The sequence below is a fragment of the Anaplasma centrale str. Israel genome (assembly GCF_000024505.1).
Lineage (GTDB): Bacteria > Pseudomonadota > Alphaproteobacteria > Rickettsiales > Anaplasmataceae > Anaplasma > Anaplasma centrale.
On sequence record NC_013532.1, the window covers coordinates 1115915 to 1136235 of the forward strand.

The 20321-nt window shown below is 50.7% G+C and carries 18 protein-coding genes; 11 read left to right on the forward strand and 7 right to left on the reverse strand.

Features of this window, described 5'->3' with window-relative positions; genetic code table 11:
- Nucleotides 1-8 precede the first annotated feature (8 nt).
- Entirely contained in the window at nucleotides 9-2639 is a 2631-nt protein-coding gene (locus ACIS_RS04655; RefSeq protein ID WP_012881013.1) for a TRAP transporter fused permease subunit, read from the reverse strand.
- Between the two features lie 258 nt (nucleotides 2640-2897).
- Here ACIS_RS04655 and radA point away from each other — a divergent pair, with 258 nt between their 5' ends.
- The 5 genes from radA to ligA all read left to right on the forward strand — a co-directional run bounded on the left by radA (nucleotide 2898) and on the right by ligA (nucleotide 7485).
- Nucleotides 2898-4256 carry a DNA repair protein RadA gene (gene radA, locus ACIS_RS04660; RefSeq protein ID WP_010262808.1) on the forward strand — a complete coding sequence of 453 codons (1359 nt, stop codon included), beginning with the start codon at nucleotides 2898-2900 and terminating at the stop codon, nucleotides 4254-4256.
- An 8-nt stretch (nucleotides 4257-4264) separates the two neighbouring features.
- Nucleotides 4265-4753 (forward strand): DsbE family thiol:disulfide interchange protein, encoded by a 489-nt coding sequence (locus tag ACIS_RS04665; protein WP_010262805.1) that lies wholly within the window; start codon nucleotides 4265-4267, stop codon nucleotides 4751-4753.
- Between the two features lie 143 nt (nucleotides 4754-4896).
- Nucleotides 4897-5133 (forward strand): BolA/IbaG family iron-sulfur metabolism protein, encoded by a 237-nt coding sequence (locus tag ACIS_RS04670; RefSeq protein WP_012881014.1) that lies wholly within the window; start codon nucleotides 4897-4899, stop codon nucleotides 5131-5133.
- A complete protein-coding gene (gene grxD, locus ACIS_RS04675) occupies nucleotides 5123-5455 on the forward strand; it encodes a Grx4 family monothiol glutaredoxin (RefSeq protein WP_012881015.1) in 333 nt (110 codons plus the stop codon). The genes ACIS_RS04670 and grxD overlap by 11 nt, the downstream gene beginning before the upstream one ends.
- 8 nt (nucleotides 5456-5463) lie before the next feature.
- Nucleotides 5464-7485, forward strand: a complete 2022-nt coding sequence (gene ligA, locus ACIS_RS04680) for an NAD-dependent DNA ligase LigA (RefSeq protein WP_012881016.1) — start codon at nucleotides 5464-5466, stop codon at nucleotides 7483-7485.
- Between the two features lie 119 nt (nucleotides 7486-7604).
- On the opposite strand, the gene ACIS_RS04685 is transcribed toward ligA, so the two are convergent.
- The 3 genes from ACIS_RS04685 to ACIS_RS04695 are packed head-to-tail and all read right to left on the reverse strand — an operon-like array spanning nucleotide 7605 to nucleotide 11155.
- Entirely contained in the window at nucleotides 7605-8687 is a 1083-nt protein-coding gene (locus ACIS_RS04685; protein WP_238523275.1) for a ribonuclease D, read from the reverse strand.
- 55 nt (nucleotides 8688-8742) lie between these two features.
- Nucleotides 8743-10839 carry a sensor histidine kinase gene (locus ACIS_RS04690; RefSeq protein ID WP_012881018.1) on the reverse strand — a complete coding sequence of 699 codons (2097 nt, stop codon included), beginning with the start codon at nucleotides 10837-10839 and terminating at the stop codon, nucleotides 8743-8745.
- A gap of 40 nt (nucleotides 10840-10879) precedes the next feature.
- Entirely contained in the window at nucleotides 10880-11155 is a 276-nt protein-coding gene (locus ACIS_RS04695) for a cold-shock protein (RefSeq protein WP_010262787.1), read from the reverse strand.
- Between the two features lie 398 nt (nucleotides 11156-11553).
- On the opposite strand from ACIS_RS04695, the gene ACIS_RS04700 reads away from it, so the two are divergent.
- The 4 genes from ACIS_RS04700 to ccmA all read left to right on the forward strand — a co-directional run bounded on the left by ACIS_RS04700 (nucleotide 11554) and on the right by ccmA (nucleotide 15002).
- Nucleotides 11554-12390 carry an SDR family oxidoreductase gene (locus ACIS_RS04700; RefSeq protein ID WP_012881019.1) on the forward strand — a complete coding sequence of 279 codons (837 nt, stop codon included), beginning with the start codon at nucleotides 11554-11556 and terminating at the stop codon, nucleotides 12388-12390.
- Between the two features lie 98 nt (nucleotides 12391-12488).
- A complete protein-coding gene (gene dcd, locus ACIS_RS04705) occupies nucleotides 12489-13046 on the forward strand; it encodes a dCTP deaminase (RefSeq protein WP_012881020.1) in 558 nt (185 codons plus the stop codon).
- 1 nt (nucleotide 13047) lies between these two features.
- Nucleotides 13048-14334, forward strand: a complete 1287-nt coding sequence (gene murA / locus ACIS_RS04710; RefSeq protein WP_012881021.1) for a UDP-N-acetylglucosamine 1-carboxyvinyltransferase — start codon at nucleotides 13048-13050, stop codon at nucleotides 14332-14334.
- 32 nt (nucleotides 14335-14366) lie between these two features.
- Complete coding sequence (gene ccmA / locus ACIS_RS04715) at nucleotides 14367-15002, forward strand: heme ABC exporter ATP-binding protein CcmA (protein WP_012881022.1); 636 nt, start codon at nucleotides 14367-14369, stop codon at nucleotides 15000-15002.
- A 125-nt stretch (nucleotides 15003-15127) separates the two neighbouring features.
- Here the strand turns inward: ccmA and panB are convergent, their stop codons facing one another.
- Nucleotides 15128-15961 (reverse strand): 3-methyl-2-oxobutanoate hydroxymethyltransferase, encoded by an 834-nt coding sequence (gene panB, locus ACIS_RS04720; RefSeq protein WP_012881023.1) that lies wholly within the window; start codon nucleotides 15959-15961, stop codon nucleotides 15128-15130.
- Nucleotides 15962-15995: 34 nt separating this feature from the next.
- Complete coding sequence (locus ACIS_RS04725) at nucleotides 15996-16982, reverse strand: COX15/CtaA family protein (RefSeq protein WP_238523276.1); 987 nt, start codon at nucleotides 16980-16982, stop codon at nucleotides 15996-15998.
- 370 nt (nucleotides 16983-17352) lie between these two features.
- On the opposite strand from ACIS_RS04725, the gene ACIS_RS04730 reads away from it, so the two are divergent.
- Nucleotides 17353-18108, forward strand: coding sequence for a DsbA family protein (locus ACIS_RS04730; RefSeq protein WP_012881025.1), 756 nt, complete (start codon nucleotides 17353-17355; stop codon nucleotides 18106-18108).
- A gap of 12 nt (nucleotides 18109-18120) precedes the next feature.
- Here ACIS_RS04730 and hisS read toward each other — a convergent pair whose 3' ends face one another.
- Nucleotides 18121-19413 carry a histidine--tRNA ligase gene (gene hisS / locus ACIS_RS04735; RefSeq protein WP_012881026.1) on the reverse strand — a complete coding sequence of 431 codons (1293 nt, stop codon included), beginning with the start codon at nucleotides 19411-19413 and terminating at the stop codon, nucleotides 18121-18123.
- A 104-nt stretch (nucleotides 19414-19517) separates the two neighbouring features.
- Here hisS and purC point away from each other — a divergent pair, with 104 nt between their 5' ends.
- Entirely contained in the window at nucleotides 19518-20246 is a 729-nt protein-coding gene (gene purC, locus ACIS_RS04740; RefSeq protein ID WP_012881027.1) for a phosphoribosylaminoimidazolesuccinocarboxamide synthase, read from the forward strand.
- The last annotated feature ends 75 nt before the right edge of the window (nucleotides 20247-20321 follow it).

Below are 20321 nucleotides of genomic sequence, written 5' to 3' on the forward strand. Positions count from 1 at the left end.
TCCCTCACCTACACACACTGCAACTTCCTGCTGCGCGCCTGTAAAAGTGCAATTACCACCACTATCAGAGCGGACAGGGCCATAACGTAATTTCCGCCACAATCCCCACGCGAAATTGACAACCCAGTTATGAAATCCCCTTGCCATATGTCAGCAAAGACGTACCCATCACTACTAACATTAGACACTAAGAGCTTGCCTTCTACAGGCACCGATGTTACAGCAACTCCTACTTTTTCGTTCATCATTTCAGACACATTGCCCACAAACTCCCCGTCCATGGGCACAATGACGTACCCCGCACCGTCGGACTTCCCATCACTCGCAATTGCTCTCTCATAGTTCACCAAAACCCTGTCACCCTTCTCAACAGTAACAATCCTACTGTTAATCTCAGCGAGAGGCAGTTTCACACTGTCGTTGCCCAACAGTCTAGCAAGGTAATTAGGCATCATGAGCATTAACCCAGCACAAACCAGAATTACGGATTCATAAACCCGGTTGCGCCTGATAAAATAACCCTGCATTCCAGCACAAAGGACAACAACACTTACGAAAGCCAGTGCAATCCGCGCGGCAGCCGTCCAGACATTTTCAACACCATACAGGATTATGTTGCTATCAAATATGAACATGAACGGAATGACCATGGTCTTTATGTTGTATAAGAACGACTGCACCCCCGTCTTGAATGAGTTCGCCGATGCTATAGCTGCAGCAGCGTAGGAGGCTATGCCCACAGGAGGCGTTACATCAGCCATTAAGCCGAAATAGAACACGAATAGGTGCAGCGCAATGGGAGGTGCTGTCAACCCGTTCTTGTGCGCCACCATACTCAGCACGGGAGCAACCAGCGTGGAAACCACTATGTAGCACCCAGTGGTGGGCATGCCCATGCCCAGCACTATGCAGATCAGCGCGGTCACCAGGAGCGCGACAAACATGTCGCCCCCAGCAAGTGCGTCAACAAGCGAACCTATGGTGAGGCCAAAGCCAGTAAGCCCAACAGTACCCACTACCAACCCTGCAGTAGCAGTTGCAACGGCAACAGCAAGCATGTTATTCGAGCTCGCTATCATCGCCGCACCTACCTTCTTAAGGCCAGAACATATGGCCGGCAGCACACCGGAGAAATCACGCGCCCTCAATGAGGATACCACACCTTCAGTGAGCAACATAAAGACCAGAAACATGTTGGTCCAAAAGCACGCTAAGGATGTTGATACCCTCTCCACTACCAGGGACCACACAAGTATGAATACGGGCATGAAGTAGTGCATTCCCTGTCTGGCTATATGCCAAGCACTTGAGTCGCCGTTCTCGGAAAAATCCAAGTCTTCCGCAGCACCATCTTTGCTCACATCCCCCCTACAAAGTAGCAGAGCAACGTATACAAGCGCCAGAACAAGAGCGACAAAGTACACCCCCCCTTCGCGGAAAATTGCCTTCACTCCCGGAATGTACAACCCCCATACGTTCACTCCATTAATTACAACAAACGACGCCCCAAACAGTAGCGCAACAGAAGCTGCACATATGGCAAACTTCAGCAACGTGATCACGCTAGGAAGCATCCTGCGCCCTCCCGTGCGACCCTCGGTGCTCTGCCCTTGATGGTTCAACCTACAAGCTTCCAGATGCACAATAACAAGTAATCCCACATAAACCATCGCTGCAGGTATCAGAGCGTGCTTTACCACATCTGAGTACGGAAGCGCCAAAAATTCCGCCATGAGAAACGCTGCGGCGCCCATCACTGGCGGCGTTACCTGCCCGTTTATACCTGCAGAAACCTCAACGGCCGCGGCTTTTTCCGGCGACATCCCCATTTTTTTCATTAGAGGAATAGTGAAGGAGCCAATGGTTATCGTGTTCGCTACAGACGAACCAGACATCATACCCATAAACCCAGAAGCGACAACGGCAGCCTTGGCAGGGCCCCCAACAGCGCCACGCAATAGCGCAAACGAGAGCCTAATGAAAAATCCACCGGCACCTGCCCTATCCATGAGCGCGCCAAATAGTACGTACAAGAACACAAAGTTGCAGGACACCCCCAAGGCCACGCCAAACACCCCTTCTGACGAGAGCCATTCGTGCGACGATATTGAGGCAATCCCGTGACCCCTGTGCGCTATCACATCGGGCATGAAAGGCCCAAAAACCGAGTAGGCCAGAAATGCCGTGGCAACCACGATTATGGGGAAGCCTATAGCCCGCCTAGCAGCCTCTAGCAAGAGAAGAATTCCAAGCATGGACGCAACCACATCCGCAGTAGTGGGCATCGCCATTCTAACGGACAGGTCATCGTAGAACACAATTATGTACGCGGCCGCGCCCGAGCCAAGTAGTGAGAAAACCCAGTCAAGAGGTGAGGCACCTCCTTTGCCCCTCCCACGTACCGCAGGCATCACTAAGTATAGCAACAACAACGCAAAGGACAGATGCACGGCCCTTGTCTTGAGCCCCGTGAGCACGAACGCGCTGATACCATACTGCGAAGCAAGCCAAAACGGAATTGGAGATGCAACAAACAGTTGAAAGAAGGCCCACAGAAACGCCACGCAACCAACCACGCATTCCCTGCAAGTCCAAGTGAATCCCGCCTCGGCTCCCTTCCCAATATCACAAAGTTTCATATCCCCAACAACCCATCAACAGCCGTAGAATGCCGACCAACGTGTGCTTCAAATATCACCATAGAGCGACGCAGTCAACCAAAATGCGCCCAAATAGCACCCTACAGCAGCACTAGCACGTGCGTTATAAACTAAAAGTAGCAACTCAATGCACACGTCATACGGTCAGCATGGTGATTTGATGTCGTAAAACACTTTCTCACCCTTGGAAAGCATCTACTTTTTGGTGTAACATCCCAACATGCAGTGCTATCGAGTATGTGGGTGTCAACAAAGGTAATTTATGCCTGCCAAACGTGCGGGAACAGTTCACATAGGTGGACAGGTAGGTGTGTAGCTTGCGGCGCGTGGGACAGCATTGTGGAGGAAGTGGCACCTAAAAACAAGCACACGGCGCGCACACAGCAGAAAGAGCCTCCCCTGGTGATGCCAATATGCGGCAGCAGCGTTGAGCCCGTGCACAGGCTCTGCGTGGGAAATGACGAGCTGGACAGGGTGCTGGGAGGAGGCATAGTAGCTGGCAGTAGTATATTAATCGGTGGCGAACCCGGAATTGGAAAATCCACACTCATGCTGCAGGTTTTTGCGTCTTTAGCTGGGCAATCTCATAGCTGCTTATACGTCTCCGGCGAAGAATCCGTGGCCCAAATAAGGGCAAGGGCAACCCGTCTCAATGTTAGTGAACCCCAAATAAAACTCGTTGCCACGTCATCTCTCAGCTCGGTATTGAACGCCGCATGTGCCGACAATTTTGCGTTCCTGGTGATAGATTCAATACAAACCATGCACGACGAAGAGATCCCTTCGTCCCCGGGCACCGTGTTGCAGGTTAGGATGTGCGCGCATAAGCTCATAATGCTGGCAAAGCAGCGCAATATTGGGCTATTTTTGCTGGGCCAAATAACCAAAGATGGTGCCATAGCGGGGCCAAAAACCCTAGAGCATTTGGTAGACACAGTTTTGTACTTTGAAGGCAGTAACGGGAACCAGTTGCGCATATTGCGCACAATCAAAAACAGATTCGGGCCGGCAAATGAAATGGGAGTTTTTGAAATGTCTGGATCGGGTCTGCTCCCCGTACAAGATCCATCCATGCTTTTTTTGGGCCAGTCTCCCAGAAAGGGCATCACAGGCAATGTAGTGTTCGCAGGCATGGAAGGTTCCAGGCCCATACTGGTCGAGGTACAATCGCTGATCGCCAACACTTACTCTCCCAGCCCAAGGCGGGCAGTGGTAGGATGGGACATCAACCGTCTGGCCATGGTAGTCGCAGTGCTCAACGCACGGTGTGATATGCCCCTAGCAGACAAGGAAGTGTATCTCAGCATAGCTGGAGGTCTGAAGATATGCGAGCCCGCATCTGATTTGGCCATAGCGGCGTCTCTTATGTCGAGTATTACAAGATCTCCAACGCCTGCTTCAACGGTTATATTTGGGGAGGTTGCATTATCTGGTGAAATCAGAAGCGTCGCAAACGTCGGCCCAAGGCTTAGGGAGGCGTGCAAGCTTGGTTTTAAGCAGGCAATCGCGCCTTCGGGGAGCAAGAAAGGCAATTCACTCCCAATTGAGGTTAGGGAAGTTGCGCACATTAGGGAACTTAAAGGGCTTTTTGCATAGGTTATGTTATGCGTGTGGTTGCCATTACGACTCTTGCGCTATTCTGCTTGCTGTCGCTTACGTTGTCCGGGGTTTATTACAATCGCAATTTCAAAAAGCCGTCATACCACATAACATTACCGGCTATAGTCGGCACAGAAAAGGAGTTTCGTACTGAAAATATAGAGGGCGCATACGTCATTCACGTGTTTGCATCGTGGTGTGCAACCTGCCTTGAGGAGCACAAAATATGGATGTCCATAGCCAATGAAAAACCCATACGTGTGTATGGCGTGGCATATCTTGACGTACAACACAAAACTCTGGAGTGGCTAGCAAAACACGGAAACCCCTACGCGATGGTGGCTGCGGACTATTCCGGCAGGGTCATGAAAAAACTTGGAGTAACCGGAGTGCCAGAAACATTAGTTTTTAGCCGCACAGGGGAGATGGTAATGCATGTTTCCGGGGCCATGACCGAAGATCTCTGGAAGCGTATATTTACGCTGGTAAGCTAGCCCCGTCCGACCACGTGTAATGCAGGCGTAGCGGATTCAGAACGCGTGTGGCCGGGTGAGCGGAGCAAAGTTAGTATTTAAAGTCGGTGTTTACCAAATACATAAAAGATGCTATAACCTGGGCCTGCTGCAAACTTTGAGCGATGGGCGTAGAACTTTTTAGGATAGAACAGCTGCTGAGCAGTGCATTCCCTGGCGGTGAGGTGCATGTACGGCCTCTGGCCCATGATGGCGAGCATTACGCCATCAGGGTCGTCTCCAACGCCTTTGCGGGAAAGTCAAAACTTGAGCAGCACAGAATGGTTTACAGTGCACTTTATGGTATAGACGTGCACGCGTTGCAGATACAAACAGAGGTAGGTAAACAAGATGAGCAGTGACCCTGTCGCAGATAGAATTAGGAATGAAATAGAAACCAGCGACGTTGTGCTGTATATGAAGGGCACCGCCGATGCTCCGCAGTGCGGCTTTTCGGGAGTGGTTGTCGAGGCGCTTCGTAATGTGGGAGCGAAATTCAGGGATGTAGACGTCCTCAAGGACCCGGAGCTGCGCGAGGGCATCAAAAAGTTCGCAGACTGGCCGACTATACCACAGCTATACGTGAAGGGAGAGTTCATAGGTGGGTGCGACATAGTGCGGGAAATGTACCACAGCGGGGAGTTACATGCACTGCTGAAAAGTAAGGGCATCATAGCGGGGTAGTTGCTGCTATGTTGGAGCAGGCTAGGCGCAGGTTGGCTGGTCTGAATGCGAAGCTCCGCCACCACGATGTGTTATACCACGGGCTTGATGCGCCAGAGGTGACGGACCACCAATATGACCTTCTGGTACAAGAGAAAAAAAGGCTCTTGGACGAGTTCCCGGACATTCGTCAGTATGATGACTACGCAGACGTCGTGGGCACGCCTAAAATTGACTCCAGGTTCCCCAAGGTGCAGCATTTGGAGCCCATGCTCTCTCTGGAAAACGCTTTTACCGTACAGGATGTGGAAAAATTTATCACCAGGGTGAGGCGGTTCCTTGAGCTGCAGCCAGATGACATTTTAGAGCTTTCCTGCGAGTTAAAAATGGATGGCATGTCATTCTCTGCGCTATACCATGGTGGAAAGCTTACCAGAGTGGCAACGCGCGGCAATGGGCACTTCGGCGAGGATATCACCACCAACGCGATGGTCCTGCGCGGGCTGCCACATCAGCTAGATTCGGCCCCAGAAGTTCTTGAAGTGCGCGGTGAAATATACATGCACCATGAAGACTTTGAAAAGCTACGAGGGTCCTGCAATTTTGCAAATCCACGTAACGCAGCCGCAGGGTCAATACGCCAGCTCAACCAGAAGATTGTTGAGGAGCGCAACCTTAGTTACGTGGCTTATTCCGCGGTAAACAGCACATTTGCAACCCAGCAGGAAATACTAAAGCAGCTGGATGAATGGGGGTTTCATACAAACAAGCAAGTGCTTTTCACGGACAAAATAGAAGAGGCAGTTGCATTTTATAACTCGGTCTACACAACCAGAAGTGCGCTTGGTTATGACATAGACGGAGTCGTGTACAAGGTAAACAGCATCAATTTCCAGAAGCTTCTTGGTGCAACCGGCAAATCACCCCGTTGGGCAATTGCGCACAAATTCCCCTCTACTGAGGCCCGTACAAAACTTCTTGATATCACCGTACAAGTAGGCAGAACCGGCGTTGTAACTCCAATAGCGGAGCTGGAGCCAATCAACATAGGAGGCGTTATGGTTTCCAGGGCAAGTCTGCACAACCTCAATGAAATCGAACGCAAAGATGTGCGCATAGGAGACTTGGTTATAGTAAAGCGGGCAGGAGAAGTTATACCACAGGTGGTTGACGTAGATAAAACCCTCCGCAGTAGCGGGACGCAGAAATTTGTCTTTCCCTCGCACTGCCCGTCATGCGGTAGCAAGCTGCACCGCGAGCCCGGTGAAGTCGCTCTGCGGTGTGTGGCAGAGTTGTCATGCAAAGCACAGGCTCTAGAGCGCGTTAAGCACTTCGTATCCAGGGATGGCTTAAACATTATGGGCCTGGGAGCAAAGCAGATAGAGTTCTTCTCCAACCATGGGTTGATTAACGGCATAGCCGATATTTTTTCCCTGGAGGAAAAGCTACATGGCATCAACCTGGGCACAGAACATGGGTGGGGGGAAAAGTCAGTCGCAAATCTCATCGCCGCAATACGCAACAGCGCAACAGTCAGGCTCAGCAACTTCATATTTGCCCTGGGAATACGGTTTATAGGCGTGGGCGCGGCAAAACTTGTTGCTGAACATTACAGATCTTACAAAAACTGGCACCAAGCGATGTTGGCGCTCACCGAAACACATGATACTGTACAAATTCGCGGCTTGGGAGAAAAAAGCATAAGTTCTTTGAAGGCATTTTTCTCCGTGCAGGGGAATCTGGAAGTATTAGAGTCGCTGAGCGCAAAGCTCAACATTTTGGACGAGGCATCTCCGGCACAACGCGGCAGCTCTGCCATTTCCGGCAAAACCGTGGTGTTTACCGGCACTTTGGAGAGCATGTCAAGAACGGAAGCGAAGCTGCAGGCGGAAAGCCTAGGGGCTAAAGTGGCGAATTCCGTATCCGCAAACACCTGGTTACTGGTTGCAGGTAGCAATCCAGGAAGTAAGCACGAAAAAGCACTAAGCCTGAACGTCAGGGTAATAGACGAGCAGACTTGGGTGAAGATGGTAGAGGATGCGCGCTCCTGATAACTTGTTGAGTGGGAGCACCGCAGCAGGATTTGCATCCCTAGGCAGCCGCATAACCAACAAAAGAGCGGCAGGACCGCATCTAGGATTCACCGCTACTGGATTCATCCACTTGCCAATCAGGTAATTGTGCTTTTTGTGTCAACAGTCAACCGCATCTGCCCGTCAGAATTATCGACAGAGAAAATAAGTCTGGTCTCTCCCGCAATAAATTTTTCAACTTTGCATCCAAAAAATTCGTACCGCCAGCCGCGCATTACGTTGCTGGGTATTTTGTTGATCAGTTTTACAAGCTCAACCTTTGAGGCAACCAATTTTTGCGAGATTGCGTGCTCTTTGCACATGCTGTTGAGTAGAACAAGTAAAGCACTCAATATGGGCTTGTCATGGTTCACCAGCTTGTATACTCCAAGCTTCCTACCAGAACTGCTCTCCAATATGTCGCATAAACTAAACGGCAAGTTGTCTAAGTAAGATCCGCTAACATACTTGTACAGCACTTCCTCATCTCTGTTTCGCAGGAAAGCCTGCGTGGCGCAGAGTACACTTTTGGAATTCATGACGATATTGCGGTTAACGTTAAATAGCCTAGCTATTTTCTCCCTCCACTCAATTATCGACCTAGCAACAATGGCTTCCGCCTCTCCAAGTTCGGAAAAGAAGTCCATGCCCTCCAGTAGGGAGTCATAATTATCCACAGACGCCCCAGCAATGCCCGCCATTTCCTCACGGAACCATGTCAGCCGCCCTTTGGCAACCAGAATATCCAGTAGCACCCCATAGAGCTCGTGCAGGTAAGTCACATCATCCAGAGCATAACGCACTTTACCTTCGGACAGCGGCCTGTGCGACCAGTCAACCCTTTTGAACAGCAGCTTATTGAGTTTCACGCCCAGAAATTGCTCTACAAGCTTGGAGTACCCTACAGAGTTGTCGTGATACTCACACAGCATTGAGGCTGTTTGAGTGTCAAAAATTGGTTTTGGAAGGCGTAGGAACCTCTGTGATAGAGCATCCAGATCCTGGCGGCAATCATGAAAAACCTTACATATGCCTTCATCATCAAAGATCTCCTGTAGTGGAGATAGGTCAAGCCGCTCATCTAACACATCAACCACACACTGCCCACCTTGATATGCCATCTGCAACAGACAAAGCCTGGGATAGTAGTCATTAAAACTTCTAACGAATTCCGTGTCCACAGCCAAACTCTCTGGTCTATCACGCAATATCTGTGCACAGAATCGCGCCAAGTCACTAGTCGAGCAAACCAACACTGCCGCGCTCATTTAACACAAAAGTTATAAGAACTGCGCCCCCATTTTTTAGATTTTGGAAGCCTATAGATGCGCCGTGTTCATCCAAAATTTTCTTCACAATGGCAAGTCCTAGCCCTGTGCCCTGGTCCCGGGTGGTCACATAAGGCTCAGTTAGCCGGCCGATCAAATCTGGCGGAAATCCCACGCCGTTGTCCCTAACCTCAACTACAACACCATCAGAATTTGTGGTGACGGTCACCGTGATACGACCACTGTCGATGTCCGGTCTCGCATCTATGGATTCGCAAGCATTCTTAAATACGTTTATGAACACCTGTGAAATCTGCTCTCTATCCAAAAGAACGAGCACCGCTGTATCTGGAAAGCGAAGATCAAAGTCTACCATTTTTTGACCAAACTGCCCTCCAAAGCTTATTTCGCGCAGTAACGAACAGATATCACACATTCCAAACACCGCACTGGGCATTCTGGCAAATTTCGCAAATTCATCAACTATCTCACTTATATGTGAGACGTGCCTCATTATGGTGTCGGTGTATTTCAAAAATGTCTCTTTTCCCGACACTATTTGCTCTGCATATTTGCTACTTAACCTTTCTGCCGCCAAATAGATAGGTGTAACGGGGTTTTTTATTTCATGAGCTATTCTTCTGGCCACATCTGACCACGCTGCTTGCCTTTGCGCATCTATAAGCCCAGAAATATCGTCAAAGGTCATGATTAGTCCTTGCGCTCCCAGTCTCCTCATGTGCACAGACAGCGTGAGCGATCTATTTTCTCTTACAATTGTCACATTGGCTTTATCCGCAAATTTGCCCAAAAGATCGCACGCTTCGGGAAAAATGCGACGTATTTGCCCCTGTGATCCGCCAAATGACAGAAGCTCCCGAGCTCTGTCATTCATTAGGGTTACGTACTCACCCGAGGGAGAGAGCGCCATGATGCCGGATGACACCCCAGACAGGACGGTTTCGATGAATTCCTTCCTGCTGCTTATTTCCTTGTATGCTTTTTCTAGTTGCAACCGCTGCGAGCCAAGTTGCTCTACCATCCCATTAAACGCCGCTATCACAGTGGCCATCTCTTCACCTACTACGCCTCCCTTGCCATTAATCTTGCAATCAAAGTTGCCGCCTTGAATCTGCTTAGTGGCCGACAGCAAGAGGGATAAAGGACCCACAACGCTCCTGGAGAGGCCGACACCTAGCCACACCGACACAAACAGCAACATCAAAAATATAAAAAGAAATGCCAATGAAAACTGGACTTGCAACATAGATAGTTGGAGCCTCACATTTTTCCGGTAATCAGGTATATCGGAGGCAAACCCGCTATTCCCGGATAGAACACGCGCCACAACAACATGCGTTATCAGCTGGGCGCGCACTGGCACTATTGCATACGTCAACACGCTCTCCGCAGAAGCCTTGGCAATTTCCCCATCGTAAAACGTACCCGTGGGAGAGGAAGTAACGCTGGGCAAAAGACGAGCCATGCCAGAAGCAATGACCTCCTCGCGGCTCATAACAAGCACCTCTGCAAAACCGAACAGAGCAGCCCCTTCACGCACCCTACTACTATCTGGACCACCAGGCAAGCTGCCCTCCAGATATTCGACGAAGCGCGACACATCGGCAGTCAGCGCGGCAGCAAGACACTCACGCTCCCGGTCAAACGCGGCAGCGCGGCAAGAGGAAACCACAGGTTCAATCCCGCCACGAAACCACGCACGAACCCCGTAATCGAAAAACAAAGACGAAAAGCCGGACACGAGGGCAGTTGGTACCACACCCACAACCACGAATGCAAGCACCATACGGGCCTGCAGCCTAAAGCCTAGCTCACCCTCTCTGTACCGCATCCAGGCGCGAATCATGCCGTAAGAAAGCACGGTAAGCAAGAGCAAGAACAGCGGGAACCCCACAAACAGGGACCCGGGAACCCTAGCCGGAACTACGTACCACGAAAAGAACGTATCCGCAAACAGGACCAGTAGGACGGCACCAAGCGCCAGCAGGGAAAGGAAGATGCCGGACGACCCCACACTGCAAAGGACCACCCAGAAACGCCGCAACTCCCCCCCACTAAAACCTCACGAGCAACTAGCAAGCAATTTACTCAGACAACACTTCCAGATTCACAGCGGAGACCTTGCCATTACTCTCGTCTAGCTGGTATCTCACCCTCTGACCCTCTCTGAGGTTGTCAATTCTGCTCCTCTGCAACGACGTAATGTGGACAAACACATCCTTGTCGCCCCGCCCAAAGCTGGCACCACCGGACTTGCCATCATCAGACCCATCCTTGCAAATGAACCCATATCCTTTCTCCACGCTAAACCACTTAACATGACCGGTGTAGAACGCCTTCTCATCCACTAACTGAGACATCAAAAAACCTTAAACAATCAGACAAACAGCCACAGCCAACCCGGAGACCACATCCCCGCTGAAACCCCAGGCGGCGCCCTGAGGTTAGCCTCTAATGTACGGTATTGCAAGCGAAATATTATTTGCCCACACCATTCTGGCTATCAGTGCTTCAAATCATGAAAATGTAAGCTGCTCGAAATGTACTTGTGCGTAGCCACATGGAAGGCATACGTGTGTATGCTGGCCGCATTTAGCCCACCGGTTGCACAACACCCATCCCCAGAGGCGTACCAGCTGCAACAGACCGCGAATAGTTAGCGCCCAGCCAGTCCGCTAAAATAACTAGACTCGTAGTGCGGCAACACTTGTGGCCCACAACAAATGTGCTACACTGCGGGGTTTAGTCCTTGACTGATATGAGCCACTTATTTTGTTTCGGATATGGTTACACGGCCGGCTTTTTGGCGCAACAACTCATGAAAATGCAGTGGAAAATCAGTGGCACTTATCACACGGCAGACCGCAAAGAAGGGTTTGTCTCCCTTTTTAGGTACGGAGATCCGGAGCTGGAGCACGCACTGCGCGATGCATCACACGTGCTAGTTTCAATCCCCCCTTCTGGTGATGATGTGCTTGCTAGGTACGCAACCGCGCTGCGTTCCGCAAAATGGGTTGGATACCTATCCGCAACTAGCGTGTATGGCAACCATGAAGGTGAATGGGTGGACGAAACATCGCTCACTCGCCCCGCAGAACATTCAGGCATTGCAAGATTACGCCATGAAAACATGTGGCTCAGCTCGGGCTTACCTGTACACATATTTCGCCTCTCTGCGATATATGGCCCCGGTAGAAGTGTAATAGAAGGGCTACTGGGGGGCACAATATCACCCAACCATGCCCAACGTTTTTCCTCGCGCATGCACGTGGAAGATATAGCAGGCACGATACTCGCCTCAATGTTAAACCCAAAACCGGCAAGCATTTACAATTGCGCGGATGATCTGCCGTGCAGGTATGCCGAAGTTATAGCATATGGGGCCTCACTTCTCGGGTCAGAAGCCAAAATGGGGCCGGAATTGAGTAGTGTGTGTAGTAACGCCGCACACGCGCACTTTCCTGCACCAGAACGTAGAGTTAGCAATGACAAAATCAAGCGTGAGTTGGGCATCTCACTGCAGTATCCCACCTACAAAACCGGCTTGCAAGCCATCCTACGCGCACACAGCGATAGCTCTTCGTTGAGCCACTAGAGCCATAACCCATATCGCTCAGCGAGTTTTAACTTGCGTCTACCAAGGATTGATTGTAGAGTGCGGTACCGGACTGTTCTGGGCACTGGGGGTGTGCTATGTCGGCGATGCCCGACCATTGGATAAAGGAAAAGGCGCTGAAAGAGGGGATGATTTCCCCGTTTGTGGACCATAAGGAGGAAGCGGGAGTGCTCTCTTATGGGCTTTCCTCGTACGGGTATGATGCTAGAGTTGACAGCAAGTTTAAGATCTTTGCCAACACGCACTCTTCCATTGTGGACCCCAAAAATTTCCCTCAAGACAGTTTCATAGATAAGGAAACGAATGTTTGCATAATGCCGCCGAACAGCTTTATGCTTGCGAAGACCGTGGAGTATTTCCGGATCCCCAAGGACGTTATTGTGATATGCGTAGGCAAGTCTACTTACGCTAGGTGCGGGATTGTCGTCAGCGTAACTCCATTAGAGCCTGGATGGGAAGGCTATGTGACGCTAGAGTTTTCCAACACCGCCCCTCTACCTGTTAAGGTATACGCGTTTGAGGGTGCGTGTCAGTTCATCTTTCTTGCTGGGAATGAGCGGTGCAGCATATCGTATGACCAGGTCAATGGGAAATACATGAGGCAAGGTGGGGTAACGCTGCCTATAGTGAGCTAACGTGGTAGAAGCTTCGTTGCGCGTTAGTGGCAGTACGAACCCCATCAGCGGCAGGATTGTAGCAAACGGGGCGAAAAATTCTGCCCTACCCATCATGGCCGCCTGCCTCCTGCTCAATGGGAGCGTTGTCTTGGCTGGCATGCCTGATCTGCGTGATGTTACCGTTATGAGCGAGCTTATAACCTCCTTGGGAGGGAGAATAAGCTTCTTGCGCAATACAAAAGAGAAGGCGAACCATAAAGTAGAAATCAACTGCGACAACCTGCACAATTGGGCAATCCCGCATGAAATTACATCGCAAATGCGCGCTTCCTGCCTCACTTTGGGCCCTATACTCACAAGAATGGGCAGGGCAGAAGTCGCTCTGCCTGGGGGCTGCAGCATAGGTAGCCGTCCGCTCGACATGCATATATGGGCATTGCAAAAGCTGGGTGCCAAGGTAGAAGTGTGTGGGAACTACGTAAAATGCTCCTCGAGCGGTAAGCTCGTTGGATGCCATATTGACTTCCAATCCGTAAGTGTGGGCGCCACTGAAAACGCGCTTATGGCAGCAGTTATGGCGCATGGCACAACAACTATAAGTAACGCAGCCATTGAGCCCGAAGTTGCCGACTTGGCGCATTTTCTAGTCAAAGCAGGGGCCCAAATTTCCGGAATAGGCACTAGGACTTTGCAGATCTGCGGGGTACAACAACTGTCCGGCCCCAGCCATACGATAATACGAGACAGAATGGAGGCAGGAACCTACGCACTGGCTGCAATATCAACTGGGGGTAGCGTGCACATTGCTGGAGTAACGTCCGAAATGCTTGGGTGCTTGGCACATGAGCTTGAGGGTATGGGAGGGAAAGTTACCGACGTGCCGGACGGTCTTGTGGTATCGCGGCATAGCCCACAAATTAATCCGGTGGTTTTGCACACAGCGCCCTACCCGGGCTTTCCCAGCGATATGCAGGCTCAGTTTGCAGCAACGGCATGCCTCGCTAGGGGGACATCGCAGATCCATGAGCACGTTTTCGATCGCAGGTTTTCCTATGCGCGGGAGCTCGCCAAAATGGGCGCTGATATACACGTGCAGGACAACACGGCCAGTATTAGGGGAGTTGATAAGCTGCATGGAGCATCTGTTCAGGCACCCGATTTGCGAGCATCGGCAGCGCTCCTGATAGCCGGACTATCTGCCCAGGGCGTTACAACCATAAGCAACGCACAAACTCTGTACCGCGGATATGAAGCAATGGAAGAGAAGCTGCGTGCTTGCGGGGCGGAGGTTGAACTTGTACGCTAGTTCACAGATATTAGATGCTGCGGGGACGCCAGATGTTAGAATGCTCAGATGTGTCATGCATACGAGGCGACAGGCTGCTGTTCGAGAATCTCAGCTTTGTGGCAAAAGGTGGCTCTATCACGCTGGTGGTTGGCAACAACGGTAGCGGAAAAACAACGCTCCTTAGAACCATAGTGGGGTTGATACCAGCAGCGTCCGGCAGTATCCAGCTTGATGGTGAGGACATCACGATTTCCAGTAAGTGCATTTTGCAGATTACCTACGTGGGCCATAAGTCCGCTTGCACAGGCAATATGACCGTTCAGGAAATTCTGGAATTTTGGGCACAGTGTAGGGGCACCGGCGAGCTGATTGATGCAGCAGCGTGCTTTTTCGGATTGTATCCAATACTCGACGTAAGGTTCAAAAATTTGTCTTCAGGATGGCAAAAAAGGGTTGCTCTATCGAGATTGTTGGTATCAAACACACGCGTCTGGGTGGTGGATGAGCCATTTTCAAATTTGGACCCAGATGCAGTAGCTTTGGTACAGAATCTGATATTAACCCGCGCTGAGCGGGGAGGTATTGTTATACTCGCAGACCATAAGAAGAATGACCTCTTTACCGACGCACAGATAGTACAAATACCCCCGCAGACTGCGGCACACGCAGTACATGAGCAACATTAGCATATTGAGGCCCAGGAACTGCCTTAACCTCGCAGCACCATCAGTGAGCAGCACACGCAACCCCATATAAAGCCGCCGTATACACGTGTGGATAACGAACAGCCCTCAGCTACTTGCACAAATGGTCATTGGGCGTGATGCGGGTGTGCACGAAACACACGTAAGTGCGGCCCGTCGGTGTAGCAATGTTCATCCCCGGGAAATTCACTACACTTCACTGCGCGCACATAGCCGACCACGGCGTCTTTTATCGTGTGCTCGAGGTCAGCAAACCGTTTTACGAACTTTGGATAGCGTGATGATTGGCCTAACATATCATCAACAACCAAAATCTGCCCGTCACATGCGTTAGAAGCCCCGATGCCAATGGTAGGTACCGGCAACTCCTGAGTTAGCTCTGCAGCCAGGGACGGGCTTATGCACTCCAGCACAACGCAAAACGCACCGGCTTCGCACACCGCTTTGGCGTCTTCCTTAATGTGCTGACGTGAGCTGTCAGTCTTGCCTTGGCACTTGTACCCACCCAGCTGATTGAAATGTTGGGGCATCAGGCCTACGTGACCCATAACCGGAATTCCGCGCGCTACCAAAAATGCGATCTCTTCCGCAACACATACCCCGCCTTCTAGCTTCACGGCATCGCACCCGGTTTCACTCAAAATACGAGATGCATTCTTGTACGCAAGTTCCGGAGTGTAATAGCTGGCAAATGGCATGTCTACCACAACCAAAGCCTTACTACGCGCCTTTACAACCGCCTTGCCGTGCGCAATCATTATATCTAGCGTGACAGACAATGTGGACTCCATGCCATACACGGTCTGTCCGACGGAATCTCCCACGAGGATAAGATCGCAGTACTCATCCAAAATACGCGCCATCGGGAAAGTATAAGCGGTCAGGCAGGCGATTTTTTCCAGCCCCTTTTTCGCCTGTATGTCTAGTATATTCAAAAGCACCCCTGGTTAGCGCACATAAACGGAGCGCGCCGGGTTACGATATACCAGCGTGACCAGAAATGCAAGTACTTCCTTCGCGTCTTAGCCTACACAACATATGTACACCTGCTGCAAGCGTAACAAAGCCAAATACCTGATGCATCGCGGCCAGAAATATATGCACAACGCTAACCAAGGTTGCCACGCCGAGCAAAAACTGCAATACAACACACGCAAGAAATAGCCAAGCACCGCGGGTCTTCAGCCAAAACGGTAGTAGTGCTGCACATACGACGATAAGCACAGCAACTAGTCTGTGCAAAAACTGCACTGTAGTAACATCGTGCAGAAATCCGCCGTGCCATAATTTGGCTGAGAAAAGCGACTGCGGAATTATCGCGCCGTCCATCAGCGGAAAAGTATTGTAGGTCAACCCTGCATCCAACCCGGCCACTAGCGCGCCTAAAACCATTTGTAGCACCGTTAATCCAACAACGGCCGCCGCTGTAAAGAATCTGGCATTGGTTGTTGTCGTGGTGCTGCGCACCCCTGCACAGCGCAGGAAACTATGCCACAGTATTGAAAACAGCAAAATAGTGAGAAACAAATGCCCCGCTAGCCTGTAGTGACTGACGCGCGGGGTATCAACAAGCCCACTTTTCACCATAAACCACCCCATGGCTCCCTGCATGCCCCCCAGCAGCGCAACCATAAGCAGTTTCGCGACCATGGCTCGGTTTATTCGCTTGGTTATGGCAAAATACGGTATGGGCAGACAAAACACCGCCCCCAAGGCCCTGCCAAACAACCTGTGTATGTATTCGATGATGTAAATCCGCTTGAAGTCATCCAGCGAAATATCTGCCGCCCTATGCCTGTACTCCGGCGTTTGAGCGTATTTCTCCTTTTCACGCAGCCAGGCCTCATCACCAATTGGGGGAACAACTCCCACAATGGGCTGCCACTCGGTTATCGAGAGCCCAGAGTGAGTCGGCGGGTTATGCCGCCAATCACCACCATAAGGAGGGTCATGGAGCAGCATACCCCTAACCACACGGTAACACCAAAATGTGCCTTCATGTTTTTATGACTTCACAACAACCGGATAATTACACGCATGCGCACAAAGCACAATTAATTTTGGCCGAAATCATCCTACAACCCCACACATTTTGGTCAGTACCCGAAGATGCACAGCTGAGTAATGGGCAACGCGGACACACAAACCCGAGTCGCGAGTTACACACCAGTTCTAAGTGCCAATCGCGGCGTCACAAGGCTGTACCTACCCTCAAGGGGAATGGGTTTTTAAAGTTAGCAGCGCGTTGCCCACTTGTGAGAGACAGTCTTGACTATGCCGTAGGTCTGTGTTAGTAGCACCCTTGTTGTAGGGTTTAGGCTGGGGTGCCGTCGTGGCTAGGATTTTTTGTTTGTTGAGTCTCGTAGTGTTGGTGGCAAGCTTTCCGCTAATTAGCAAGTTCGTCTCCGGAGTAAAGGGGCAAGACAGGGAAGAAATCGAGGCCATAATTGAGGAATACATATATAAAAACCCAAATAAAGTTATATCTGCGCTCAGCAAGGGGCAGGCAGCCATGAATGAAGCCGAGATGCGGAAGAGGGTTGCAGAGAATAGGGTAGCGCTGGATGACGTTTCCTATCCCTCATTCGGGAACAGGGAAAGCAAAGTATTGTTAGTAGAGTTTTTTGACTTCTCCTGCGGGTATTGTAAATCGATGCTTTCGCACATAAAGCAATTGCTCGACGACGGGAAGGCCCGCATAGTGTTCAGGGATCTTCCAGCGCTTGGAGAAGCCTCTACACTGGCGGCGCGTGCAGCGCTTGCGGTGCACTTTATTAACCCGGAAAAATACGTGGATTTCTACTATGCCGCGCTCGACCACAATAAAAGGTTTACAGACGATGGGGTTGTGGAAATTGCTGAATCCATAGGCATAAAGGAAGAGGATCTTAAGAAGTCGCTAGAGCAAAATGACAGCAAGATTAACGCTATGATTAATGCCACTAGGGATTTGGCTGAGCGGTTGAACATAGGGGGCACCCCCTCCGTGGTGGTTGGGGATACAGTGCTGGTCGGGGTAAGTGATCTGCAGGCGCTGCGCGATTTAATACAAGGCGCCACGCAAAATGGCAAGGGCAGTAGCAGATGATGGCAATGTCGTCTACTCTCCAGCCCTTCTGAGAGCTGCCCGGTTGCTGCCCTGGGCGCTTCTTTCTATGCCCAACACGTAGTCTCCAAGTTTGCAAATGCTCACAGTTTCTTGCGCCCCGGTCGCCATATGCCTGCAGAGCACTTCGCCTTTGGCAATCTCTTCGTCTCCTAATATCAACGCTAGATCAACACCAGACCTGTCGGCGTGCTTGAGACCAATTTTGAGTTTCTCTACCGCACCGTCACATAGAACTCTTATGCCCCTACTCCGTAGCTCGTATGCGGAACGCATAGCACACTCTACAGCTCCCTCCCCAAGGGGCAAAAAGGCAACTGAAAATCCAGTACCATGGCTGTAGTCTACCAAAGATGCCAGTCTTTCCATGCCCCCGGCGAAGCCGACAGCCGGTACGTTATCACCTCCCATTGAGGCAACGAGTTTGTCATACCTTCCCCCGGCAATTACCGCGTCTTGTGCACCCAGACATGTGGTTTTAAATTCGAATACCACACCACAGTAGTAGTCAAGCCCCCTAACAAGCCTGGGATTGACTGTATGTGGTATGCCGAGGTTGTCAAGCTGCCGCACGACGCCGTCGAACGCCATTTTAGATTCATCATCGTAAAAGTCCGCAACGACTGGGGCGTTACAAAGTATGGCCATATCACCACGATCTTTGGAATCGAGAATCCTCAGGGGGTTTGTGTGCACTCTTCTGCGACTGTCTCCAGAAAGCGCATGCTCGTGTTCACTGAAGTACTGCAGCAGGCTGCTTTTGTATTTCAAAATGCTGTCCTGACTGCCCAAAGAGTTGATTTCCAGATGCACCTTATTGCGAAGATTGAGTGCACCCAAAATATCATACGCCAGCGCCATGAGCTCCGCATCTGCAGTGCATCCCGCGCCAAAGTGTTCGTAGTTGATCTGGTGAAACTGCCTTTGTCGACATTTTTGAGGCCTTTCGTAGCGGAACACCGGTCCAAAAGTGAAAAGCCTTGCCGGCAGGGCGAGCCGCTCACATATTAGCATTCTGGCAACTGCAGCAGTAAGCTCAGGCCTTAAAACAAGTACGTCGCCACCCCGATCGGGAAAGGAATACATCTCCTTTCCAATAATGTCGGAAGAATCCCCCAAAGTTTTGAGAAACACATCCTGAAACTCGAAAATGGGGGTCTCCACTGGCACGAACCCGTATCTCTCCCCCATACTGTGGGCAATGTCACGTATATACCAAAACTTGTAGCATTCCTCCGGCGAAAGATCCCGAGTGCCCCTTACGGGCCGCAACTTACCTACGTTCATACAGAGCCCCAGATTGACGCAACTCCCGGCGTATCACAGCTACTTGTACATTCTTTTACAAAATTATCAACTGAATGTAGAATGGCTTGGTTGGAGAAATTACAATGCACACCGAGCGCAAGGCGTTATACGAAGGCAAGGCCAAGATTATATTCCCAGGCCCCGATTCAAGTTCTGTGGTGCAGCATTTTAAGGATGACATTACAGCTTTCAATTCACAAAAGAGGGACATAATACCCGGCAAGGGTGCGGTGAATAATCGCGTAAGCTATCTTATAATGCGACATTTAGAAAGCCATGGAATAAAAACCCACATACTTGGTTTTCTAGATGACAGGGAACAGCTAGTCAGAAGGGTTGATATAATCCCGATAGAGGTCGTAGTACGCAACCTGGCATGCGGCAGCTTTTGCAAAAGGTTTGGCGTGGCGCCAGGAACGCCGATTCTCCCACCCGTAGTGGAGTTTTACTACAAAAACGACGCTTTGTCTGACCCTATGATGACCGAAGACCATTTGGTCAGTCTCGGATATGCAACCAGCGGCGAAGTTGGTCACATCAAGGCAGAGTCACTGCGCGTGAACACAATCCTTTGTAAAGTCATGCGTGAGGTCGGCATCGTGCTCGTGGATTTTAAGCTGGAGTTCGGTAGGCTGCAACAGGCAGATGGGGAAATCGTGCTCGCCGATGAGATTAGCCCTGATACATGCAGGCTTCACAACGCATCAGATGACGCGGTGTTGGATAAGGACCTATACCGACTAAATCTAGGCGACACGCTTAGTGGTTATGCAGAAGTTCTGCGAAGAATAGAGAGCCACATACCCGCATAGATGGCCATTTACCAAGTTATTGGCGCCCAAATACACCACACGTGCACTTCTCGTGTACGTTAATAAATAAGTTAA